The organism is Chryseobacterium wanjuense, from assembly GCF_900111495.1.
Classification (GTDB): domain Bacteria; phylum Bacteroidota; class Bacteroidia; order Flavobacteriales; family Weeksellaceae; genus Chryseobacterium; species Chryseobacterium wanjuense.
Genome location: NZ_FOIU01000001.1, coordinates 1,027,429 through 1,049,869, shown reverse-complemented (window position 1 = coordinate 1,049,869; position 22,441 = coordinate 1,027,429). Strand labels below are relative to the sequence as shown.

Below are 22,441 nucleotides of genomic sequence, written 5' to 3'. Positions count from 1 at the left end.
TATGTTTTGTTAAAAAAAAGATGAATTACTTGATATTCATTTCTTCGTTTAAAATAATTATTTAAATCCAGATAACAAAATATAACACAGAATCTTTCAGCGGCTTACTTTCTTGTAGTATTTTTAGTACACAGAGTAGTGTTCTTCGTACAGGTTTTATGACAAAAATATTGGACTTCGATCGTATTTTTGCACTACTATTTTTGAATATAAATCTTCAAAATTAAATTTTACGGCTTCAGCGAAAGCTTCATTACACAGTGCTTTTCTCCGTAAAGCTTTATAAATGATCAAAAAGTTTTAATAAGGGACAGTGAACAATTATTGATAGTAATTGTTGCTTTTTTTTCATTCTGATCTGTCGGGTAGCTTCCGGCAGATCATTTTTTTATTTTTCCTGATTTTGACTGTTGTAGATTTTCAGGAGATCAATAAGATTATTCACGCCTAATTTAGCATAAATCCTTCTTTTATAAGTACTTGCAGTGGTCATCTGAATCTGCAGAATATTGGCGATTTCCAAATTTCCGTTGCCTTCAACCAGAAGCTTGAAAACCTGAAATTCTCTTTCTGATAAAATACTTTCCACTTCCTCTTTCTGCGGGCGCGCGGAAAGCTGCTTTACCAGCTTGAAAGGGTAATAATATCCGTCTTCAAAAATGGACTGCACAGCTTTTATTAAAGTCTTTTCGCTGCTCAGTTTATTCAAATACCCTTCTGCACCTTCCTGAATATATTCTATGGCAACACTCTCTTTATATGACGAAAAAATCATGATCATCAGGTCTTCCTGAATCATTTTCAGTTCTTTGATCATCTTTTTAAAAGTGCTTCCCGGCATCTCAATATCCAGGATGATAAGATCGAATCTCTCGGCGTTGAGCTTGTTTTTCACCTCATCATAACTTTCTGCGTAATCGATTGAAATCTTAGCAAACTGACTTTCCAAAATCAGTGCGGTTCCTAATCTTACTACATAATGGTCGTCGGCTATTAGTATTTTTTTATTCATATTAGTGTAATTTAAGAAATATTTTCACAATGGTTCCTTTAGGGCTATTTTCATGAAAACTTATTTTTGCGTTAATTTTTTTACTCAACTGGATCACCATATGCAGGCCTAATCCGTAATTTTTAAACACAAAATTTTCCGTTTCCATACTTTCAAAGACATGAGAATAGTATTCTATCTGGCTTTGGGACATTCCTTTTCCTGTATCTGAAATATTGATTTCCAACTCGTTACCTTTCACATCGGAGGTAATTTCTATTTTCCCGTCTGTGGTATTTTTTACAGCATTATCTATCAAATTGTGCAGGATTGCCGAAAGAATATTGTGATTGGTTCTGATCTTCAGTTCCGGATCACAAAGGTTCGTAATCGTGGTATTGTTATCCGATGCCACTTCCTCAAAAAGAAGTTTTTTGTCTTCTGCAAGTTCATACAGAGAATGCGCTTCATCATCAAAAACGTTCTCTTCTTTATATAATTCGGTGTATTCTTTTAATCCTAAGGTAAATTTAAATAACTGCTCCGAAGTTTTGTAAATACCGTCAAAGTATTTTTTCTGGATTTTAGCGTCTTCCGCCTCGCTGAGCTTTTGTGAAAGCAATGCAATGAACCTCACGGGAGTCGTGATATCATGACTGATGCTTTCCATTATTTTTTGCTGATATTCGGCTTCGTTTTTCAGTTTATTCTTGGTCATTTCCAGGGTATCGCTGGTTTCCTTCAGTTCCAGATTCCTGTTGTGCAGATTGCTTTGCAGCTTTTTATTTTTAATTCTGAGGAAATTCGTCCGCATCTGGATGATGAGCACAATTGCGGTTACAATCAGCAGCATCACTAAGATTTTAAACAACATGGTCTGATAGAAGAATGGCTTTATCTCTAAAAAAATTTTTTTGTATACAAACTTGCCATCTGCAACCAAAAACCTGATCAAAAGTGTATAATTTCCCGGATCAACACTACCCAATGTGTATTTTTTATCCTTTCGTACCTCTTCCCATTTATTATTTCCGCTATTTTCTAATTTAGCTTCAAGGTAAATATTTTCAATATCGTAATAGTAAGGAATATCAAGAAAAATATCCACATTTTTATAATCACTTTTTAAGCGAAGGGTATCTTTAAAACCGACAATATCTTTCCCTATTTTAGCCCTTTCAATGTACAGCTGATCACTTTTAGGATAGTGGCTTTTAATCTCACCCGGTTTAAAGAAAACAAAACCTTCCATCGAAGGAAATACGAATTCTCCGTTTTCTAAAATATTTCCACTGGGATTGGAGCTTCCGTTGAATTCATTATTCAGGAAACCATTTTCTTTGGTGTAGCGGTAGTAAGTAACTTTAGAATTTTTGTCTTGGGCATAATCCAACAGCGATTTTTTAGAAACTTTAAATAATCCGTTATTTGAAGAGATCCAAAACATCCCGTGGTTGTCTTCCAGAATATGATGTGCGCTGGCTATATATCCGTTTTTATCTTCCGGCATCCTGATCACCTCATCGTCTTTAAGAAGATAAAGTCCTTTATTATACGTGGTAAACCAGAAATTTCCGTCTTTTGTCCGCTGAATTTCTTTAATAGGAAGATCTTTGGCCAAATATTTTACAACTTTATTTTTTGAAAGTGATAAAAGGTAAATTCCGTTGCTGGTTCCTACGTACATCATGTCACTATTATACTCCGTAACAAAATTGATGTTCGATTTAAACTTGAAAACATTTTTAGGATTTTTAAAGGTGTCATCGGTAAATATAGTCAGGTGATAGTTCCAATTGTAGTCCGGAATACTAATCACATATTTTTTTCCTATTTTATAAAGTCCTTCAACAGATTTTCCGGGAAAACTGATAGAATCCCTCTTCTGATACTGCGTTGACCTGTATCTTCTATGTAGCTTATTGAATTCTAAATAAAGGAGATTTTGAGAATCATCATAAATAAGAAATCGCTTGTCATACTTCACTCTGGCGGAATACCACTTATTGACTTTATCTTTATAATATTCTATTCCATCCTTTGTAATAACCGAATTTTTGGTAAAAGGCAACGCTTCGTAGCAAACCTCCCCGGTGTAAGGAATATTTTTCTGTGAAACATAGAAATTGGAAAGATTCACGATATTGAGCCCGTTTACGACATTTCCGAAGTACATTTTATTCGCCTCTTCGTCGTAGAACATACAATATAAAAATAGCTTTTCCACATCTTTATACTGCATCAAAAAACTAAGAGTAGGCTTACCATTGACGATTTTGCTTACATAAATATTATCATTATTGATCACAAAAACCTGTTTATTGTCCTGATGCCAGTATATTTTTGTTTTGGGATCGTTGTAAAGAGAAGGTTGATTATCATACGACACGGTCCCGTTTCGCAGAATCATTGTTCTCCTATTTTGAGGATCAGCGATATAGATTACACCATTTTGTTCGAAAGACTGTTTTAAGTAAGGATGATGAAAGTTTTGCTGTATCAGCTTTTTCTTTCCGTTTCGTGCCTGATATTCAATATTTTTATTATCAAAAAAATATGTTCCGGAATCTGTTTTAATATAATAACAATCTACATCCGGAAAAAAATACTCTATAAGGCTGTTTTTACAAAATCTTTTAGATTGATATGCTCCTTTTAATGCATAAGTACGTACAAGCTTGTCTTCCGGTAGTACTTTTACCGTTCTGCCTGAAATGAGTACACCTTCTTTTTCACCATTATTAAAGCAAATAAACCCATCATTACCGTATCGCAGAAAATCCTTAAAACTTAAACTACTGATCTTAAAGTCATTATGAAGCAGAAAACTGGTTCCGTCATATCTCAGAATACCTCCGTCTGTTGATAACCAGATAAAACCATCCTTATCTTTTGCAATATCTTTAATGCTGTTTTGAGGCAGACCCTGATCCATACCATACCACTGAGAAGCGTACCGCTGACCATGAACAATCAATGAGGAAAATATCAAAATAAAGTAATAAAACTTCATCAATACTACGGTTTTAGTTTTTGGTTGCCTGCAAATATAATGTAGAAAAATTACATTTTTGTAGAAAAAATTCTACAATATGTCAAATTTTTATTACAATTTTTTTATTAAAACTTAATATTAAATAATTTCAGGAAGCCCAAATGTATTAAATCGATAAAAATTAAAGTATAAAAGAAAAAAATTCACATTAATTTATCATAAACAAAATAAACTTCCCTTAAAAAAGCAAAACAGTTAATATATTTACAAAAATAGTAAATCATATGTATAAACACTACTATTTGTAGTGTCGATATTTATCGATATGGGATTCGATATTTATCTACCTTTTGGGATGTATTTTATTTTGTGAATTATTTTAGAAATATTTTTTTTAAATCAATAAGAAATAAGAAAATAATTATCACAAACAAATTACTATAAAAATAAATTTAAATAAATCGATCAAAGTGATTAACGCTCATTAAAAAATCATTTACCGCAGATATTTTGAATTGGTGTAATAATTAAATTTGAAAATACTAAACCAATTAAAATTACGAAATGGCATTAGACAATTTAATCAGTTTAACATTTTCTGAAAGTGATCTTACTACAATAGACCAGGCCTTAAGCAGTATAGAAAATATACTTCTGGGAAAAACCATCAACCTTACACCGGAACAACGACAACAGTACGGAAGAATCGCAGAGCAGAACAAGCTCTTCGTAAATATGTCTAAAAATTATATGGAGCAATATCCTCAATTTGTTCCGGTATTTTTAGACAAAGCAGAATTTGACAGAGATTATTCTGCAAGACAGCAGATCGAAAGCCGCCTACAAAGGTTAAGCTCCATCACCGAACAATTATCAGATACAAAAGTCTTATTAGATCATGACAATTATCATAATTCAATAACATTTTACAGAAATATGAAATTTCTTGCAGGGGAAAATGTACCGGGAACCAATGTTATCTATGAGGATATGAAACAGTTTTTTGTACCTCCCACCACTTCGTCTCCCTCTACGGATACTACAACACCACCCACTGACGGCTCTGTCATCCGTCAATAGGCTTTCCTATAAGACCCAATGGCAGTTTAATAAGTATCAATACCCCCTTGGATAAGGGGGTATTGATACTTATAGGGCTCTCTCTTTGCCCTTATTTAATACCTGCTAGCACTTGTATAATGGTGTGCCGATACTTGTACAAGTTGTTGCTGACGGTATGGAAAAGGGAACACTGCTTTTAAAGTGCAAAAAGCACTTTTGCAGGTGCTTTTTTAAATAATCATAAAATGAATTAATATATACTTAACTCAATAGGATTAAATTGTTTTGCCCTTTCAGCAGATTTTTTTCTCAACATATTCAATGTTTCTTTGTCTTCGATAACGTCATTGAATTGGTTTTGGTCACCAATTTCTTTACGCTGATAATCAAATATTCTAGATTTCTCAACAAGTGTAGCACCCGTATTCATATTTGCAGACTTGCATAAATATTTTCTCTTTCCAAACTTATATAATGTATAATGATAATCATTCTTTTCATCATATACTTCAAGAATAAGACCTGGTAGTTTATTGAATTTATAAGGCCCAAAAGGAAAAGGAATATCTTTAGCAAACCAAGCTATCCAAGTTCTACCGTATTTTTTTGTTGTTGCTTTTTGAGTTTTGTACTTTCCGATTGTTTTATATTCATTTATTAAATTCCAAGTGATATCATTGGTTTCTTCATATTTAAAATTTTTATACGAAATAGGAACAGTAACATAGATTTTTCCATCTGTCGTGCCAATATTTTCACGAAAAGGAGTAAAGTATTTGCCATTACTACTATTATCATCCAACTTCTTTTCGTATCGCAAAGAATCTCCGACATATTTATTCATATTCTTGAAGTAAGATTCTTTTTCATTTATTAATAATGCAAAAGCAGCTTCTTCAAGTTTTGCATTATTAATATTCAACATTTTATACTGTAATTTATAATCAGCTTCATAAATGACATTAAAGCTAGTTTGTGAAATTAGCTTCAAGGATAATAGAATAAAAAATATTAAATTTTTTTTCATAGAATTAAGAAAAAAAATCCATAAAATTAATTATGGATTTATGTTAAACTAATTAATGGGTATATAAAACTACATCAGCATATGTCCCACAAACTGCAAGGTTAATTGATTCACAAATATTTTCAATATGCGACAAAGAACCACTTGCTCCATTTACCATTACAATAGTTCCACAAGATGTCCTAAAGGGAAACGCGCTTACTACACCTGCAATAAACAAAGCGCCTAGTAATAATGTTTTTTTCATAAGTTGTTTTTTTAATGATTAACGGTTCAAAACTAAAAAATAATTTTAAACTCAAAATAATTTTCTTTTGCGATTTCATTGCGATTTTTCGCAAAAAAATTATCTTTACATTAAACTTTGTGAAATGCAGAAAACAAAACTTATTGAAACTCGTAAAAGAAAAAATATAAGCCAGGAAAAAATGGCAGATATTCTTTGTATGGATGTTTCTAACTATAACAGGAGAGAAAAAGGAACCGCAAAAATTTCTTTACAGGAATGGCAGAAAATTGCTGATACGTTGCAAGTTCCTTTAGACGAAATATATGAAAACGAAGAAAGTTTAATTTTTATTTTTAACGACAATGCCACAGGGAATGGAAATATTGTTAGTAACAATTATAATATCCCAGTTTCAATGTGGGAATCTCAGAAAAAATATATAGAAAAGCTGGAAGCAGAAATTGAAAGCCTTAAGGCCATGCTTCATAAGAAGTAAACCTTAGTTTGTCTTGTTGTAAGCATCTTCAGATAAAAATAGTGAAGACCTCTCCAAATTGAGAGGTCTTTTCATATATGTGTTTTCAGAATCGTTGTTAAAATACTTCTGCAGCTAGGGAGTAGATCTCTTTTTGAGTCTGTGCATTATAATAACCGAAGCTATCTATTCCGTAAAGATTCATGGCGCGGTCGTAAGGATTATCAGTTCCCGATCTCTGTTCGTCTGTATATATTAAATAATAATATCCCCATTCACCATTCCAGATCCCACCAAATGGCGTCCATGTAGAATAATTAGCAGCTGTAAACTGAATCTGATTAGCATAACTTCCGTGAAAGTTAAGATCCTCTCCTTGCCAGTGTCCTAATAATCTTACCCAAACTCCAGCTTGAGTAGGAGGATTAATCATACGAACTTGAAGTCTCATGTCGCCGGCCACAACTGCAAAACGAAACATCAGATTCATTTCTGGTACCTGAAGGTTCGGTTTTGTGTAAGGGCTTACGTTTCTTCCTCTATATACGGTTTTGTAAATTTTACTTCCTATATTATTATTAACAGTTTCTCCGGCTCTTTTCCATTGTGGTGCAGCAGGCGTGCCAATATTGGTATAAAGACCGGCTTCCAGCGTTCCATTTTGAAAACTATATACCGACAGACCTGTTGCGGGATTAGTAATGGTAAGGTTATCTGTTTCAGAAATTAAGGTCACTCTTGGAGGAAGAAGCCCTTGGTTAGCAGATCTTATTTCTAATGCTGCTGATGCATCGGGTGCGCTAGTTCCGATACCTACATTTCCGGCCGAAGTCACTGCGACGTCATTCGCCTGTTGTGCTGCAGTGGGAACACCTGTAGTGACATTGTCTTTTGCTCCATCAATATGGAATGAGGCTTGCGGATTTTCTGTATTGACACCGACTTGGGCTGTTGTTTTTATAGCTCCTAATGAGGTAATAAGTAAAATGATTATTTTTTTTTTCATTTCAATAATTATTTAAAGTATCTAGTAAATAATCTTAAAACTCTTCCAGGATCATTGATTCTCTGATTCCTGAAACGCTGGAAAGAGTGACTGTCAGTCTCAAAATTGTACCTACACTTAGATCGTATACATGATAGACATTATATTCATTAGCTCCTCCGGCAATATTATCATCTAATGCCGTCCAAGTACCCGGAGTAAGGTTTTTTACAGTTCTTAACTGCCATACGGTATCTGAAACACCGGTTCCGGCTTGCCCGTTATATTCCGTATCCCAAATATTGAACTGTCTTGTTGCACCATTATTTATTCTTATCTGCCATGTTCCTCCTGTACTCGTAGAATTGTATCTGAAAGAATAGTTATTTGAAGCACTATTTAATACCAAAGAAGGTGTCGCTACAGCTAAACGTAATTTCGTTACAGAAACCCCCGCGTCTTCAGTAACCCCTGAGATTACGTTTCCGTTTGCGTCAGTAGCTAAAACAGAAGCATTAGGAAGCCGTGTCATTTTCACTCCGGAAGTACTAGCTACCCGGCTGTCAACTTCAAGACTGTTGGTTGGAGCTATTGTTCCTACTCCCAGTCTTCCTTGTTGCGTTACAGCCACATCATTCGTTTGCTGGGCTGCGGTAGGTGCTCCTGTTGCGGGATTATCCTTCGCTCCATCTACATGAAATGCTGTTTGCGGGTTGGATGTATTAACACCGATCTGAGCAGAAATTTTTGTCATTCCAATTCCTGCAATAAGTAAAATTGTCGTTGTTTTTTTCATGTTAAATAATTCTAGTATTAATCTCAGTTATTAGGATACTTTTCATATTCAATATTCATATACCAACTTGAGCGTTTATTTTCATCATGGATGGTTTATGAAAGTGTTTATTCAAGTATAGCCTTTAATGGCCAAAATTACCGGATTTGAAATTTGTAGTATTTATCAATCTTGTACTAATAATACTACACGCCGTACTAAAATCACTACAAAATGAATTATTTTAAATTAAAAAAATCTTTCCTCCTGGTTTTTTCTCATCACTTTTGTAAATAATGCTTGTTTGGGAACAATGATAACAGGAGGAAAGTATGATAAATATATGGGTAGGAATTTTCGTTTTTAGCCAAAATAAATTTGGTATAGAACCAGGGATTACTTAGAAAGTAAACTGAACGGTATTTAACATGGTTATTATTATGTTCTCAAAACTACAGATTTTAGCCGGCGCATCAACAATGAAATTTGTACTAAAAATAGTACACGCGTGTAGTAAAATGACTACAAAATATAGGAAAGAGGAATTAATTGTAAACAAAAAACCTCCCAAATGGGAGGCCGCAAAAATACAAATGATAAAAAATCTTTTCTCCCTATTTATCATACTTTTGCAAAGAATAAATCGGGGGAACAATCGTAAAAGGAGAAAAGTAACAGTATAAAATAGTATTAAAATTTCTGATATCCTGATTCAGGGCGTATAAGTATCTATAACTTCAGGGTTAAGGTATAATATTTTTTCATCGTATGTTTTTAGACTTCAAAAATATTGGATTTACATGGTAATCCACGAATCAGTTCTGTAATAAGAATACTACATGACCGTACTAAAAACACTACATATTCATACTAAAAAAAGAAAACACTTGTGAAAATTATTCTAATTAAAAGACTTAATTTTGAATATTAATTCCTCATTATGGTTGATGCTAAAAACATATTAAAAGAGCATATCTCAAAATTCGTTTCTCTTCCGGAAGAGCAGTTTGATTACGTTTTCGGGCACTTTAATCTGATCAATTTAAAAAAAGGGCAAAGCCTGATCACAGAAGGAGATTTCGTAGATCATGAGTATTTCGTTACCGACGGTTGCCTGAAAGCATTTTACCTTAATGACAGTATGAAAATGTTTATCCTTCAGTTTGCGATGCCGAACTGGTGGGTAACAGATTTTGACGCACTTTACAGTAAAAACAGAGCGACCATCAATGTTGACTGTATCACCAACGCAACTATTCTATCTATTTCCAACGAAGACAGGGAGAAAATCTGCAGAGAAATTCATGAAGTCGAGCATTTTTTCAGGTGGCGAACGAATAAAGGGTATGTTGCCACCCAAAAACGACTTCTTTCCTTTATGAATAATGATGCGAAGTTCAGGTATGAAGAGCTTTTATCATTGTATCCTCAGCTGTACAATTTAGTTCCCAAACATCTGATTGCCGCGTATTTGGGAGTCACAAGAGAGACTTTGAGCAGGCTGCATCAGTAAGAAATGGCGAGAAGATGGAGGCTGGATGATGGAAATTACTATTGGAGTGGTAATTTTTGACTTCCAACTTCTAACCTCCATCACACAACCTTCAACTCTTCCCTCTCAACTTCCCCATATTTCGTGACGTACATCACGTAACTTTTTCCTATAATCGACCCAACTTTGTATCATCATTTAAAACAAATCAAAAATGGATACAAAAAATTTTAAAGTAAACAGTGAAAAAAGTTTAGTTGAATGGATCGGAAGAAAAGTAACCGGAGCCCACAACGGAACTATCGAAGTAAAAGAAGGAACTTTTGCTTTTGAAGACAACACCCTTTCATCAGGAAAATTTGTAATAGACACAAGATCAATCAAAATTCTTGATATTGATGATGCTGAGACCAATGCTCAGTTTGCGGGACATTTAGCTTCGGATGATTTTTTCAATTCTGATCAGTTTCCTGATGCAATTTTTGAAATCACACACGCAGAACCGGGTGACAACAACTCATACTACGTAACCGGAGATCTTACCATTAAAGGAATTACACATTCCATTACGACCACTTTACAGATCGTGAAGACAGACAACGCTGCAGTTTTAGACACTAAAATTGTTATCGACAGAACAAAATTTAATATCAAATTCAGATCATCAAATTTCTTTACCAATCTTGGAGATACGTTGATCTACAATAATTTTGACTTAAATATTCATCTTGTTGCGGAAGCACAATAATTAATTAACAACAATTTGTTTACACTTTTATTTTAACCACAAAAGAGACAAAAGATAAAATCTACATTATTTTAAGTTCATCAATAAACTATGACAAGAACACATAAGTTTTAAAAAATCTTTAATTTTTTTCTTTTGTAAAACTTGTTTTCTAATAATTAAATAGAGATTAATTACCATATATCTTTTGTCTCTTTTACGGTTAAAAATAAAAGCCTAAATAAAAATAACCTTAAAAATTTTACATCATGCCATTCATAAAAGTAGATGTTTTACGCGAAGATCTTAACCGCGAAAAAAAACAACAATTAATCCGAGAAATAAGTAAAGCTGTAACAACAGTTTTGAATAAAGATCCACATTTGACACACATCGTGATCAATGAAATTGAAGACGACAACTGGGGATATGCCGGAGAACAGGTTTCCGTACTGAAAGAACAAGGATTTTCAACTGAAAAAAAGTAAACCGGATATGAAAAAACAAACAGTAATCGTTACAGGAGCCTCATCAGGAATTGGTTTGGAAATTGCCCGTTATTTCCTGGACAGAGGTGATAATGTGGTCATTAATTCACAAACGGAATCAAAATTACAACAGGTCTACAACGAATTGGGAGCAGGCGAAAACCTTGCGATGGTTGCGGGAAGCGTTGCCGATAAAGCCGTTGGAGAAAAATTAGCAAAAACGGCGATTGAAAAATTCGGTTCAATTGATGTATTGGTCAACAATGCGGGAATCTACGAGAACAAGCCATTTTTAGAAGTGACGGAAGAATATTTAGATAAATTTTTAACGACCAATTTAAAAGGAACATTCTTCACCACACAATCCGTAATTCCTCAAATGCAAAAGCAAAAAGACGGAGTGATCATCAATATCGGGACACCATTGGTTTACCACGCGATCGCACAATCACCGTCTACAGCACCGATTTCGAGCAAAGGAGCCATCCACGCTCTGACATTGCAACTGGCAGCCGAATTCGGAAAAGACAACATCAGAGTAAACGTCGTAGCACCGGGACTCATCAGAACGCCGATGCACGATGAAAGTATAGATAACAATGCGGGAATTCACTTGATCAACCGCATCGGAGAACCACAGGAAATTGCTCAAATGGTTCATGCTATTGCAAAAAATACATTTATCTCAGGCGCCATCATTAATGCAGATGGAGGAATGGGCGCTGGTCATAATTTGTAAAAATGAAAGTTCTATTATTATTGACATCGCTGCTTATCTTTCCGGTAGGCAGCTTTGCTCAAAAAATCAAAGTCATGAAAACAGACACAGTACAAGAAACAGAAATAAGAAATGCCATCGAACAGTATTATTTCAAGGGCATTTACGAAGGAAATACCGAACTTTTGAAACAGGTTTTTCATAAAGATGCCCTACTTTTTGGGGATATAAAAGGAGTTCCTTACTATAAAACTGCCGCACAATATATTGAAGGTGTCGGAAGCCGTGTAAGCCCCGAAAAATCAGGGAAAGATTTTAAACCAACAATAATCTCGATTGATGTGATAAACACGATTGCCACAGCGAAATTAAATGTAAAAATGTATGATTTCAATTACTATAATTTTATAACTTTCCATAAAATTGATGGTAAATGGCTCATCGTCAATAAAACATTAACTGATGTAGAACTTTAATCTAAATTTTTAAACCAAAATCATCAAAATTATGTGGAATAAAAACAGAATAACAGATTTACTAGGTATAGAATACCCAATTTTTCAGGGACCTTTTGGTGGCGGATTATCAACCGTTGAGCTGACTTCTACAGTCAGTAACCTCGGTGGATTGGGCGGATTCGGAGCCTATACTTTATCTCCGGAGGAAATTTATGAAATTGATAAACAGATAAAATTAAAGACTGACAAACCCTATAATCTTAATCTTTGGGTGAATGATCACGATATTATTGATCAGGAACACACGGAAAATCAATACAAAAAAACGGTTGAAATTTTCAAACCTTATTATGACAGCTTAGGCATTGAAGTTCCTGCACTTCCACCCTCTTTCGAGTCGAGATTTCAGAACCAGCTTCAGGTTGTTTTTGATATTAAACCTAAAGTTTTCAGCTTCATGTTCGGACTTTTGGATCAGGATATTATTGAAAGACTGAAAAGCCAGGGAACGATCGTTGTTGGAAATGCCACAACTTTAAACGAGGCCATCGCACTGGAAAACCTCGGTGTAGATGCGATTGTAGTATCAGGTTTTGAAAGTGGCGGTCACCGACCTTCATTCTTGGATAAAGCGGAACTTTCAACTACCGGAACTTTTGCTTTAATTCAATTGGTGAAAGATAAGGTTAAAACTCCGCTCGTAGCCGCAGGAGGAATTGCCAACGGTCGCGGAATTACCGCAGCAATGACTTTGGGAGCAGAAGCCGCGCAAATCGGAACCGCATTTTTGGCTACCGAAGAGTCCGGAGCATTGCCGATTCACAAAGAATTTTTATTCTCAGACGCTGCAAGATCCACTACCCTTTCCCGAGCGTACACCGGAAGATTAGGACGCGGAATTACAACAGAAATCACAAGAAAATTATTGACTGCAACAGATCAAACCCTACCGTTTCCTTTGCAGACAACCTTTATTGCATCGATAAGAAAAGCCGCATTAGAACAAAAGAAACATGAATTGGTTTTCTTCTGGTCAGGCCAGATTGCACCGATTTTAAAACATAAAAACGCATCAGTTTTGATGAAATCGTTGATTGAAGAAGCGAATGAACTGATGGGGTGATTGGGATGGAAGCTGGGAGTTGGAGGTTTTACAATTGGATTGGTAATTTTATATTGTAGTTAAGTAAGTTTTATTTTTACTAATCCAGATGTATAACCACTGAGTTTGTCATCCTGTCAAGGATCTAAACATAGAATCAAAAACTTTACGGAAAAATTCGTGGCTAGATCCTTAACAGGACAACAAACTTTGTGGATATTTCAAGTTTTATATTAGTTTAAAACAATTAATGGATTTGTCAAACCTCCAACTCCCATCTTCCATCTCTCAGCCTACAAATCAAACCGTCATTCCAATATCAATTCCCTTGATTTTTCTGTAAAGATCGGTTGCGTAATTGTCCGTCATTCCCGATACAAAATCGATCACACCCAAAACTTTCTCATAATCGGTACCGTCTTCGTATACAAACTGTTGCGGAAGAAGTTTTAGTGCCATTTTATCGTAGGATTTTCTTTCGTCTTTTGATTTTAAAATTGACGGAATAAAATGATTCAGCAACTCGTACATTACATTGTAGCCGGCATTTTCGATTTCTACCACGGCTTTATGATTGTAGATTTTAGCGATAGAAAATTTTTCGATTTCCTTTAAAGAATCATTTTCAGATTTATAAATATCAAGCAAAGCTTTGTCAAGATTTCCTTCAAGGATCTTTTCAAAGTTCAGTTTGTACGTTTCAATGGATTTATTAATTAAAGCATTAATGACTTTTGCCCTTAAATATGAAATTCTTTCGTTGTCGTTGCCGATGGATGCCAGTTTATCTTTTACCCTTTTAATATCATCCGTTTCAGATTTTACCAGTTCGAAGAAAAGATTTTCGCAGTCGGAGGTTGAAACGATGCCCAATCTGTGCGCATCTTCCATGTCAATGATATTGTAGCAGATATCGTCCGCCGCTTCCACGAGCCATACAAAAGGATGTCTTTTGAAAATATGCGGTTCCTCGCTTTCTGAAATTAAATTCGTTCCTTTTGCAATTTCAAGGAAAATTTCTTTTTCATTCTGGAAAAACCCGAATTTCTTTCTGTGAATAATCCCTTTTTGTTTAGCAATCGCTTCACAAGGGTATTTTGCAATACTTGCTAATGTTGCGAAGGTCAGCTGAGTTCCTCCTGCATCTTTTCCCTGCTGCTGATGAGCCAAAACTCTGATTGCATTGGCGTTTCCTTCAAAATTGACAAGATCTGCCCATTCCTTTTCATTGAATTTTGGTTTTAAATCTTTTTCATTTTTTTCAAAATAACTTGCAATCGCATCTTCACCCGAATGCCCGAAAGCCGGATTTCCCACATCATGACAAAGACAGGCCGCAGCAATCACATTTCCTAAATTGTGAAGATAAAAACTCTTGGCATCTTCGGTCAAGTCACTATTAAACTGATCATGAATAAACTCTCCCATGACACTTCCCAGGCTTCTTCCAACAGACGAAACTTCCAACGAATGCGTCAGACGATTATGCACAAAAACACTCCCGGGAAGCGGAAAAACCTGCGTTTTATTCTGCAGTCTTCTGAAAGCCGATGAAAAAATAATTCTGTCAAAATCCCTCTGAAAATCCGTTCTTGAAGCCTTTGTCTGCGGATTGTTTCCTGTACGCTGATTGGTGAAAATCTGGTTTAAGTTCATCATTTTTCAAAATTACTTCAAATTTTATTTTTAATGAACTAATCGGATGATTTTTTCTTAAAAACCCAAAATATCTACGTTCAATTTTTCCGTATATACAACTCCTATTTTCCGTAAAATACCTGAAAATCTTGTCTGTTTTTCAAATTAACTTTGTCCTTATTAATAGTCGGTTTAAACTTTTTTATTTTAAACAAGTTCAATCACAAAAACTGAAACCATGTCTGAATTGTTACAACAAATATTGGGAAGTTCGATCGTTACGGCTTTATTTACAGCCATTATCGCTTACTTTTTCCACAAGAGAACAGAGCGGCACAATGCTATTCTTAAAAGAGAATTTGAAGCTTTGGCAAAGAAAGACACTTCCTATTTCGAATGGCGGAAAAATACCGTGGAACTGCTGGGACAGGTTTATATTCATTTAAATAGATTAAAGCTGGCTTTTCAAAATAAATATTCTAAAATAAAAGACTACGACCCCTTTTATGAAGATGAAATTATTTATCAATCTAACAAGCACATCAGAGATTTGCTCATCAACAACGGACACTTTTTGCCTCCGGAGTTGTTAGACGAAGCGACAAAACTGGTTGAACATTTTGATGTTTGGTTAACAAAATACCATCAGACAAGAATTGTACAGAAAGATTTTCACTCAAAACAAATATATGTAGGTCCGGATGGTTTTCGCTTTCCTGAGAATGCGGAGAAGATGTTTAAGGATAAATATGTTGAGATGTTTAATGAATTGCATAAATGAAAATATTTTTAAATTTGCCCAAAAGAACACAAATGAAAAACCTCTTATTTTTATTATTTCCAATTTGCTTATTTTCTCAGGATAACTGTTTTGATGATGGACAAAAGCATTATCGTTCCGGTAATTTTTTATTTATCAAAGACACAGAAGAATTGATTTTGTTTAACAATCCTAAACATATAAAGTTTCAGGAAAACAAATCTAATATTAGTTATCAAAAAGATGAAATATTAGAATACACAGGCTACGATACAATTCCTAATTTCTGGGAAAAGAGAAAAGCAGAATATGAAAAAAAATATGCCGAATTCAATACATATTTCAGTGACCAGTTCAAGTATATTCAGCTTCAAAAGGAAAAAAATATATCCTACGCTATTGCTGAAAACAGATTTGGCTATTGGCTCTTAGAAATTAAAAACAAAACGCCTAAAGCTTATTATATAGGATTTAATAAAAATACTTACATCAACAAAAATCAAAAAGAAATTTTCATCAAAGACAATAAACTTAGTATTGATGGCTCTTTTATAGCAATAGCCGAATCTTGGGGACGACCGGGACATCCGGAAATAGAAGCAGTGAAAGACTTTTTAACCTTTCAGATCGATCTAAATGACATAAAAAAAGATTCTGATGATGATGGATATAATGATTTTTTTGAAAATCTTATTTTTTTAAACCCAAACTCCAAAGATACCGATGGAGACAAAATTTCTGATTTTGAAGATTTAAATCCTCGATATAAATCTGAAAATACTAAGTTTACAAAACTTTTTGAAGAGATTATTGAAAAAGACGGTTATCAAAACATTCAGGAAAATCATTATACTTTTGAAACTTATGAATCCGATTGCGAATATTTTCAAAAAGTAAATCCTGGAAAAAGAAGGGTTTTAATATTTCCCGAAGAAAAGGCACGTAAATTAAATAGTGATTATAAACCAGGATTATTCTCTACATACTATGGCAGAATAAAAAAAGACCCGGACGGGAAAACATTTTATATCCCCTACCACGAATCATCAAGTGGTGGCAAAATTATTGCAGTCTATGAAAACGGTACATGGTCTCTAAGTACAGAACGTGGATATGTAATCTAAATTATGCCCGAAGGTCCCTCCATAATACTTATGAAAGAAAACCTGCAAAAACTTGTAGGTAAAAAAGTAATAGAAGCGCATGGAAATGCAAAAATCGACCATCCCATTCTGAAAGGGAAAATTTTAAAGGAAATCCGGACTTTTGGAAAACAAACTTATCTTGTATTTGATGATATAGCGGTGAGGATTCATTTGCTGATGTTCGGATCTTATAGTGTGGATGAGCAGACAAAACCCGACCGCCAGCTCCGATTGGCATTGATTTTCAAAGGAAGTGGAATGTATTTCTATACCTGCAGTGTAAAACTTGTAGATTCAGAATTTCTGGCAGCAATTGATTGGGAAGCCGATGTCATGAGTGATGAATGGAATCCTAAAAAAGCTGAGAAAAAGTTAAAATCCAAACCGGAAATGATGGTTTGCGACGCCCTCATGAATCAGGATATTTTTTCCGGAGTCGGGAATATTATTAAGAATGAAGTGTTGTTCAGAATCGAAGTACAGCCGGAAAGCTTACTGGGAAATATGCCCGCGAAAAAGATCAAAGAACTCATTGCTGAAGCCCGAAATTACAGTTTTGATTTTCTGAAATGGAAACGCGAATTTACCCTGAAAAAACACTGGCTCGCCCATACCAAATCCGTTTGCCCGAAATGCGGTGAAAAGCTGATAAAAAAACAAACCGGCCTTGGAAAAAGAAGAAGTTTCTATTGCGAAAAAGATCAGAAGCTTTATTAATTTTTTCGTTTTCAAGAGAGCAACATCTTTAATCTAATTGATGAAAGTTCTTTCATTTTTTATCCAAAAATAAATTTTCTTAACATTTAAATCGTATAAACATCAAAATTAAGTGATTTAATTTTATCTGAATTGATGGTATTATGCATGCCATTTTTTCTTTTTTGTATTATCAACTCTTGAATACAAGACATAAAACTATTGAAATATTGATAAAATTTTACAGATAAGATAATAAAAGTACACAAAATTTTTCAATTTTATATTAAATTATCGTAAACAAAAAATCATTAAAAATTAATTTAAAATTACGTAAAACACTGATATACATCATGATTATTTCCTTTGGCATATAATTTGAAAGTTGTAATATTGCAAATGTAAAATCGATAAAAAAAAGTCAAATAATTAAAAATAAAACAAAATGATCACTTACATCGGAATCGCAACATGTTTAGTAGTATTCGCTTCTTATTTTGCAACAGCAAGAAGAGAAAGAAATTAATTATTGAAAAAAATTAAACTAAACCAGAAAACTCATAAGACAATTTGAGAATTGTTTTAAAATTTCAATCCTAACCAGATTGATCTTATTTAGGAAATATTCATTTCATAGCAAATTTCAATTATAATTAAGCTTAAAGCCGGACAATTGCGTTCGGCTTTTTTATTTGAACAGTACAGTCAAATGATATTTTCAATCGATTAAGTATCAAATTTCCAATTACTTATATTTAATTTTTAATTTTAATTTTTGTTAAAATTTTGTTAAACATGAAATACTGTTATATTTAGTTAGTAATCCTAACTAAATTTGCATTAGAAAATTAATCTCTAACAATTAAAATTTAAGACAATGAAAAAATCAGTTTTTTATCACGCAGGTTGCCCGGTTTGTGTAAGCGCAGAACATGACATCATTTCTTTAATCGGACTAGACAACGTGGAAATCGTACATCTTGGAGACAACAAAGAGAGAATTGCAGAAGCAGAAAAAGCAGGAATACAATCTGTTCCGGCGCTGGTAACTCCTACAGGAAATGTTCTTCATATCAACTTTGGTGCTTCTATGGAAGAAGTAAAAGGATAAAAAAATTTGCTTCACATAGTTAGGACTACTACCTTTGTGAAGCATTTTATATTTACCACAAAAGATAAAAAGCTGTAGTTAATTAGAAAAATAAAAGTTAACCAAAATTAAAAATCCAGATTTTAAAAACTTATGCTTTCTTATCTACAGATTAATGGTGATCTTAAAATAATTAATATGTCATTCTTTTGTCACTTTTGTGGTTTAAAAAAGTTTATACCCATATTTAAACAACAATAAAAAATTATAAAATGCAAGTAGCAGTTTGGGACACATACGTAACAAAAAAAGACGGAACAGTAATGCATTTCGACATTATTGCTCCGACAGAAATTAAAGAAACAGACGTAATCTACGGTTACGGAAAAGATTATTTAAAAGGAAAAGGCCAGGAAAGTCAGGAACTTTCCGCAAAAGAATGCAGTTTCTGCCATATAGAAACCGTTCTGCCACAATGGGAAGCCGATATCAACGAAAAAGGCTACACCATTATAGAAATGGAAAATTGTAATTGATGAACGAATCAGATTTTAACTTAAAGCATCAAAACCAGAACACGGAGAGCAAAATTGTGGCTTCCTTAGAAAGGATTTCACAGGCTTTCCGTGTTTTGCTTTGGCAGGAAAGTAAGGAGTATGCTTTGAGCCCGATTCAGGTGCAGGTTTTAATATTTTTGTTGAATCACAGCAACGAAAAAAGAAAAGTGAGTTATCTGGCGGATGAATTTAATATGACGAAAGCCACGATCAGCGAAACCGTAAAATCCCTTGAACAAAAAAATCTGATTACTAAAGAATACGAACCTCACGACACGCGAAGCTACATCATTCATCTTACCCAAAAAGGAAAGGAAATTGCCGATAAAACATCTTATTTTACAAGGGAAATCAGCGCTCCGATTCAAAATCTGGATGAAGAAAGCAAGGAAAATATGCTTCAGAGTTTGTTTGATATTATTCATCATCTGAACAAAACAGGAGTGATTACAATTCAGAGAATGTGTACCACTTGCGTGTATTTTCGACCCTCTGCAGAAGGAAAAGAGCCTGTTTGTGGACTTCTGGAGAAAGTTTTATATTCTGAAGATCTGCGAATCGACTGCCCCGAACATCAAATGAAAGCTTAATTTTAAAATAAAAAAACGATGAATCTGTACAACCTTATTATTCAAGACAAAGAAGAAGTGACGCTGAATGATGTTTTCCTTGCCCCCAACAATAAGGAACAATTGGTACAGCTCATCAAAGAAAATACGTATTCCCGTGAACTGCAGGAATATGGTCTTCCGGTGAACAATAAAGTGCTCCTGCAGGGAAGCTCGGGCTGCGGAAAAACCATGACTGCAAAGGCAGTTGCGAATGCTTTGGGTAAAAATATCATCATCCTTAATCTAAGCAATATCGTCTCTTCAAGAATTGGCGAAACTTCACAAAATATTAAAATGATTTTCGATAAAGCGGCTCGTGAAAGATCGGTACTTTTCCTTGACGAGCTCGATCAGATCGGGAAAGCGAGGGGCAGCGACGACAAAGATGTGGGCGAAATGAGACGACTGGTGAATACATTGATCCAGCTGATTGATTATTATCCCGAAAATGCGCTTCTTCTGTGTGCTACAAACCACCCTGAAATCATTGATCCTGCGTTGATCAGACGTTTCCAGCTCAAAATTAATTATGAAATGCCTTCGAAAGATTTTCTGGATCGTTTTTATGATAATTTATTGTCAAAATTCCCGGAAGATTTGAGGAAAATTGAAAGAAAATATGAGGTTTCTTTTGCGGAAGCGAAAGATCATACTTTTACGGTTGTGAAGGGAAATTTAATTCAGAAACTGGAAGCTCAACATCAAACTCAATCATGAAAGAAGATCTACTCCATAATCTTGAAATCATCAACCAAAGAATAAAAAATGCTTGTGAAAAAGCAGGCCGAAATGCTGATGAAGTGAAATTATTACTGGCAACCAAAACCGTTTCCGCTGAAAGGATAAAGCTCGCTCTGGAAAACAGCGAAACATTAATTGCCGAGAATAAAGTGCAGGAACTCAAGGAAAAATATGAAGATTTAAAAGACATTCCCCACGAAAATCATTTTATCGGACATCTCCAGACAAATAAAATCAAGGATATTTTGAAATATGATGTACGTTGTATTCAGTCTCTTGATCGTTTGGATTTGGCTGAAAAGCTTCATCAACGGCTTGCCATGGAAGGAAAAACGATGGATGTTTTGATCCAGGTGAATACTTCGGATGAGGAAAGTAAATTTGGAATTCATCCTGATTTTGCGATTGATTTAGTGAAAAAAGTTTCCGAATTTGACACATTGAAAATCAAGGGTTTGATGACGATTGGGCTGTTTAGTGCGGAAACGGAAAAAGTCCGGACTTGTTTTAAAATCTTAAAAAATTTGCAACAGGAAATTATCCAACAAAATATTCCGAACGTAGAAATGAAAGAACTCTCCATGGGAATGAGCGGCGATCTGGAAACTGCCATTGAAGAAGGTTCTACGATCGTGAGAGTGGGAACGGCGGTTTTTGGGGCGAGAATTTATCCGGATTCTTATTATTGGAATGAAAACAGTAAAAATTTGTAATGAAATTTTTCAATATTTTTTTAATATCAATTTTATTAATTTCCTGTTCTAAAAAATACACGGGAGAGGTAAGTTTTAAAAATTGTAAGATTAATTATCCTCTGCATGACGAGAAAAAAGAAAGCAGAATTTACAATGGTCATAACATTCCAAATCAATGGGAATATGAGTCAGCAATGAGAAAAATGGCACTTTGCCTTTGCGAGAAATACCTTCAGAAACCTGATACTGAAATCAAAGAAAAAATTATAGAAATATATAAGTATAAATTTGAGTTTTACAACAAAGAAAATACATTTAAAAAGGTAAATTTTGACTCTATTTTAGTTAATAGAAAAGATATTTTTAATTCTGAAATATTAATTGATTAAAAAATTTTGTTTTTATATTTGATCGATTTCCTATGGTTTTTATTTTAATCAAAAAAACAAGATGGAAAAATGACCATATGCTTTTTGAAATTATAAAATCAGAAAAAATTACGGATAAGTATTTTTATTATATTGCGAATTGATTTATATTTAAATAAACTGACTCTTTTCATATGAGAATAGAACAACAAATCCAAAACTACATCACCACCCAACCAGAATCTAAAAACAGCGAACTCCAAACCCTGCATCACTTAATTTTAACAGCAATGCCGGAATGTAAATTATGGTTTTTAGACGGTAAAAACGATGAAGGAAAAGTAGTTTCCAATCCCAATATCGGATATGGAGTTCACATGATGAAATATGCTAACGGAAGCACAAAAGAGTTCTATAAAATTGGATTAAGTGCGAATACAACAGGAATTTCTGTTTACATTATGGGAATTGATGATAAAAAATTCTTAGCCGAAACGTATGGAAAAAGACTAGGCAAAGCGAGTGTGACTGGATATTGTATTAAATTTAAAACATTAAAAGATATTGATATTGATGTGCTTGAAGAAGCAATAAAATATGCAAACGAGCAATAATT

General features: G+C 34.0%; 25 protein-coding genes. 18 read left to right on the top strand and 7 right to left on the bottom strand.

The window, feature by feature from the left end; translation table 11 throughout:
• Positions 1-388 precede the first annotated feature (388 nt).
• Positions 389-1,012: a response regulator transcription factor gene (locus tag BMX24_RS04805; RefSeq protein ID WP_089790919.1), complete on the bottom strand. Its 624-nt coding sequence runs from the start codon at positions 1,010-1,012 to the stop codon at positions 389-391.
• A 1-nt stretch (position 1,013) separates the two neighbouring features.
• Positions 1,014-4,004 (bottom strand): sensor histidine kinase, encoded by a 2,991-nt coding sequence (locus BMX24_RS21140; RefSeq protein ID WP_089790918.1) that lies wholly within the window; start codon positions 4,002-4,004, stop codon positions 1,014-1,016.
• A 546-nt stretch (positions 4,005-4,550) separates the two neighbouring features.
• Here BMX24_RS21140 and BMX24_RS04795 point away from each other — a divergent pair.
• Positions 4,551-5,066, top strand: coding sequence for a hypothetical protein (locus BMX24_RS04795; RefSeq protein ID WP_089790917.1), 516 nt, complete (start codon positions 4,551-4,553; stop codon positions 5,064-5,066).
• 232 nt (positions 5,067-5,298) lie between these two features.
• Here BMX24_RS04795 and BMX24_RS04790 read toward each other — a convergent pair whose 3' ends face one another.
• The gene (locus tag BMX24_RS04790) at positions 5,299-6,075 is read right to left on the bottom strand and encodes a GLPGLI family protein (RefSeq protein ID WP_089790916.1); all 777 of its coding nucleotides are present in this window, start codon (positions 6,073-6,075) and stop codon (positions 5,299-5,301) included.
• A gap of 52 nt (positions 6,076-6,127) precedes the next feature.
• On the bottom strand, positions 6,128-6,322 hold the full coding sequence (locus tag BMX24_RS04785) for a hypothetical protein (RefSeq protein ID WP_089790915.1): 195 nt from the start codon (positions 6,320-6,322) through the stop codon (positions 6,128-6,130).
• 124 nt (positions 6,323-6,446) lie between these two features.
• Between BMX24_RS04785 and BMX24_RS04780 the strand changes: the two genes are divergently transcribed.
• A complete protein-coding gene (locus tag BMX24_RS04780) occupies positions 6,447-6,800 on the top strand; it encodes a helix-turn-helix domain-containing protein (protein WP_089790914.1) in 354 nt (117 codons plus the stop codon).
• 97 nt (positions 6,801-6,897) lie between these two features.
• On the opposite strand, the gene BMX24_RS04775 is transcribed toward BMX24_RS04780, so the two are convergent.
• Both BMX24_RS04775 and BMX24_RS04770 read right to left on the bottom strand, forming a co-directional pair.
• The gene (locus tag BMX24_RS04775) at positions 6,898-7,785 is read right to left on the bottom strand and encodes a hypothetical protein (RefSeq protein ID WP_089790913.1); all 888 of its coding nucleotides are present in this window, start codon (positions 7,783-7,785) and stop codon (positions 6,898-6,900) included.
• Positions 7,786-7,819: 34 nt separating this feature from the next.
• Entirely contained in the window at positions 7,820-8,560 is a 741-nt protein-coding gene (locus tag BMX24_RS04770) for a hypothetical protein (protein WP_089790912.1), read from the bottom strand.
• A gap of 919 nt (positions 8,561-9,479) precedes the next feature.
• On the opposite strand from BMX24_RS04770, the gene BMX24_RS04760 reads away from it, so the two are divergent.
• From BMX24_RS04760 to BMX24_RS04735, 6 genes are all read left to right on the top strand, one after another.
• Positions 9,480-10,052, top strand: a complete 573-nt coding sequence (locus BMX24_RS04760; RefSeq protein WP_089790910.1) for a Crp/Fnr family transcriptional regulator — start codon at positions 9,480-9,482, stop codon at positions 10,050-10,052.
• A 193-nt stretch (positions 10,053-10,245) separates the two neighbouring features.
• Positions 10,246-10,779, top strand: a complete 534-nt coding sequence (locus BMX24_RS04755; protein ID WP_089790909.1) for a YceI family protein — start codon at positions 10,246-10,248, stop codon at positions 10,777-10,779.
• Between the two features lie 248 nt (positions 10,780-11,027).
• Positions 11,028-11,246 (top strand): tautomerase family protein, encoded by a 219-nt coding sequence (locus BMX24_RS04750; RefSeq protein WP_089756711.1) that lies wholly within the window; start codon positions 11,028-11,030, stop codon positions 11,244-11,246.
• 7 nt (positions 11,247-11,253) lie between these two features.
• Complete coding sequence (locus BMX24_RS04745) at positions 11,254-11,985, top strand: SDR family NAD(P)-dependent oxidoreductase (protein ID WP_089790908.1); 732 nt, start codon at positions 11,254-11,256, stop codon at positions 11,983-11,985.
• Between the two features lie 74 nt (positions 11,986-12,059).
• Positions 12,060-12,440 (top strand): nuclear transport factor 2 family protein, encoded by a 381-nt coding sequence (locus tag BMX24_RS04740; protein WP_228404691.1) that lies wholly within the window; start codon positions 12,060-12,062, stop codon positions 12,438-12,440.
• A 31-nt stretch (positions 12,441-12,471) separates the two neighbouring features.
• Positions 12,472-13,545: an NAD(P)H-dependent flavin oxidoreductase gene (locus BMX24_RS04735; RefSeq protein WP_089790906.1), complete on the top strand. Its 1,074-nt coding sequence runs from the start codon at positions 12,472-12,474 to the stop codon at positions 13,543-13,545.
• A 279-nt stretch (positions 13,546-13,824) separates the two neighbouring features.
• Here the strand turns inward: BMX24_RS04735 and BMX24_RS04730 are convergent, their stop codons facing one another.
• A complete protein-coding gene (locus tag BMX24_RS04730; RefSeq protein WP_089790905.1) occupies positions 13,825-15,180 on the bottom strand; it encodes a deoxyguanosinetriphosphate triphosphohydrolase in 1,356 nt (451 codons plus the stop codon).
• A gap of 220 nt (positions 15,181-15,400) precedes the next feature.
• Here BMX24_RS04730 and BMX24_RS04725 point away from each other — a divergent pair, with 220 nt between their 5' ends.
• From BMX24_RS04725 to BMX24_RS04680, 10 genes are all read left to right on the top strand, one after another.
• Complete coding sequence (locus BMX24_RS04725) at positions 15,401-15,943, top strand: hypothetical protein (protein ID WP_089790904.1); 543 nt, start codon at positions 15,401-15,403, stop codon at positions 15,941-15,943.
• A gap of 32 nt (positions 15,944-15,975) precedes the next feature.
• Entirely contained in the window at positions 15,976-17,046 is a 1,071-nt protein-coding gene (locus BMX24_RS04720) for a hypothetical protein (RefSeq protein WP_139176734.1), read from the top strand.
• 3 nt (positions 17,047-17,049) lie between these two features.
• On the top strand, positions 17,050-17,784 hold the full coding sequence (locus BMX24_RS04715) for a DNA-formamidopyrimidine glycosylase family protein (protein WP_089790902.1): 735 nt from the start codon (positions 17,050-17,052) through the stop codon (positions 17,782-17,784).
• A gap of 856 nt (positions 17,785-18,640) precedes the next feature.
• Positions 18,641-18,874, top strand: a complete 234-nt coding sequence (locus BMX24_RS04710) for a thioredoxin domain-containing protein (protein ID WP_089790901.1) — start codon at positions 18,641-18,643, stop codon at positions 18,872-18,874.
• A gap of 251 nt (positions 18,875-19,125) precedes the next feature.
• On the top strand, positions 19,126-19,389 hold the full coding sequence (locus BMX24_RS04705) for a DUF2024 family protein (RefSeq protein WP_089790900.1): 264 nt from the start codon (positions 19,126-19,128) through the stop codon (positions 19,387-19,389).
• Positions 19,389-20,000, top strand: a complete 612-nt coding sequence (locus BMX24_RS04700) for a MarR family winged helix-turn-helix transcriptional regulator (protein ID WP_089790899.1) — start codon at positions 19,389-19,391, stop codon at positions 19,998-20,000. Before BMX24_RS04705 ends, BMX24_RS04700 begins: the two co-directional genes overlap by 1 nt.
• 18 nt (positions 20,001-20,018) lie before the next feature.
• Positions 20,019-20,738: an AAA family ATPase gene (locus BMX24_RS04695; protein ID WP_089790898.1), complete on the top strand. Its 720-nt coding sequence runs from the start codon at positions 20,019-20,021 to the stop codon at positions 20,736-20,738.
• The gene (locus BMX24_RS04690; RefSeq protein WP_089790897.1) at positions 20,735-21,475 is read left to right on the top strand and encodes a YggS family pyridoxal phosphate-dependent enzyme; all 741 of its coding nucleotides are present in this window, start codon (positions 20,735-20,737) and stop codon (positions 21,473-21,475) included. The genes BMX24_RS04695 and BMX24_RS04690 overlap by 4 nt, the downstream gene beginning before the upstream one ends.
• The gene (locus BMX24_RS04685; RefSeq protein WP_089790896.1) at positions 21,475-21,846 is read left to right on the top strand and encodes a hypothetical protein; all 372 of its coding nucleotides are present in this window, start codon (positions 21,475-21,477) and stop codon (positions 21,844-21,846) included. Before BMX24_RS04690 ends, BMX24_RS04685 begins: the two co-directional genes overlap by 1 nt.
• 173 nt (positions 21,847-22,019) lie before the next feature.
• Positions 22,020-22,439, top strand: a complete 420-nt coding sequence (locus tag BMX24_RS04680) for a DUF1801 domain-containing protein (protein ID WP_089790895.1) — start codon at positions 22,020-22,022, stop codon at positions 22,437-22,439.
• The last annotated feature ends 2 nt before the right edge of the window (positions 22,440-22,441 follow it).

Coding starts and splice junctions, on each gene's coding strand:
- BMX24_RS04805 (WP_089790919.1), bottom strand. CDS start 1,012: ATGAATAAAAAAATACTAATAGCCGACGACCATTATGTAGTAAGATTA.
- BMX24_RS21140 (WP_089790918.1), bottom strand. CDS start 4,004: ATGAAGTTTTATTACTTTATTTTGATATTTTCCTCATTGATTGTTCAT.
- BMX24_RS04795 (WP_089790917.1), top strand. CDS start 4,551: ATGGCATTAGACAATTTAATCAGTTTAACATTTTCTGAAAGTGATCTT.
- BMX24_RS04790 (WP_089790916.1), bottom strand. CDS start 6,075: ATGAAAAAAAATTTAATATTTTTTATTCTATTATCCTTGAAGCTAATT.
- BMX24_RS04785 (WP_089790915.1), bottom strand. CDS start 6,322: ATGAAAAAAACATTATTACTAGGCGCTTTGTTTATTGCAGGTGTAGTA.
- BMX24_RS04780 (WP_089790914.1), top strand. CDS start 6,447: ATGCAGAAAACAAAACTTATTGAAACTCGTAAAAGAAAAAATATAAGC.
- BMX24_RS04775 (WP_089790913.1), bottom strand. CDS start 7,785: ATGAAAAAAAAAATAATCATTTTACTTATTACCTCATTAGGAGCTATA.
- BMX24_RS04770 (WP_089790912.1), bottom strand. CDS start 8,560: ATGAAAAAAACAACGACAATTTTACTTATTGCAGGAATTGGAATGACA.
- BMX24_RS04760 (WP_089790910.1), top strand. CDS start 9,480: ATGGTTGATGCTAAAAACATATTAAAAGAGCATATCTCAAAATTCGTT.
- BMX24_RS04755 (WP_089790909.1), top strand. CDS start 10,246: ATGGATACAAAAAATTTTAAAGTAAACAGTGAAAAAAGTTTAGTTGAA.
- BMX24_RS04750 (WP_089756711.1), top strand. CDS start 11,028: ATGCCATTCATAAAAGTAGATGTTTTACGCGAAGATCTTAACCGCGAA.
- BMX24_RS04745 (WP_089790908.1), top strand. CDS start 11,254: ATGAAAAAACAAACAGTAATCGTTACAGGAGCCTCATCAGGAATTGGT.
- BMX24_RS04740 (WP_228404691.1), top strand. CDS start 12,060: ATGAAAACAGACACAGTACAAGAAACAGAAATAAGAAATGCCATCGAA.
- BMX24_RS04735 (WP_089790906.1), top strand. CDS start 12,472: ATGTGGAATAAAAACAGAATAACAGATTTACTAGGTATAGAATACCCA.
- BMX24_RS04730 (WP_089790905.1), bottom strand. CDS start 15,180: ATGAACTTAAACCAGATTTTCACCAATCAGCGTACAGGAAACAATCCG.
- BMX24_RS04725 (WP_089790904.1), top strand. CDS start 15,401: ATGTCTGAATTGTTACAACAAATATTGGGAAGTTCGATCGTTACGGCT.
- BMX24_RS04720 (WP_139176734.1), top strand. CDS start 15,976: ATGAAAAACCTCTTATTTTTATTATTTCCAATTTGCTTATTTTCTCAG.
- BMX24_RS04715 (WP_089790902.1), top strand. CDS start 17,050: ATGCCCGAAGGTCCCTCCATAATACTTATGAAAGAAAACCTGCAAAAA.
- BMX24_RS04710 (WP_089790901.1), top strand. CDS start 18,641: ATGAAAAAATCAGTTTTTTATCACGCAGGTTGCCCGGTTTGTGTAAGC.
- BMX24_RS04705 (WP_089790900.1), top strand. CDS start 19,126: ATGCAAGTAGCAGTTTGGGACACATACGTAACAAAAAAAGACGGAACA.
- BMX24_RS04700 (WP_089790899.1), top strand. CDS start 19,389: ATGAACGAATCAGATTTTAACTTAAAGCATCAAAACCAGAACACGGAG.
- BMX24_RS04695 (WP_089790898.1), top strand. CDS start 20,019: ATGAATCTGTACAACCTTATTATTCAAGACAAAGAAGAAGTGACGCTG.
- BMX24_RS04690 (WP_089790897.1), top strand. CDS start 20,735: ATGAAAGAAGATCTACTCCATAATCTTGAAATCATCAACCAAAGAATA.
- BMX24_RS04685 (WP_089790896.1), top strand. CDS start 21,475: ATGAAATTTTTCAATATTTTTTTAATATCAATTTTATTAATTTCCTGT.
- BMX24_RS04680 (WP_089790895.1), top strand. CDS start 22,020: ATGAGAATAGAACAACAAATCCAAAACTACATCACCACCCAACCAGAA.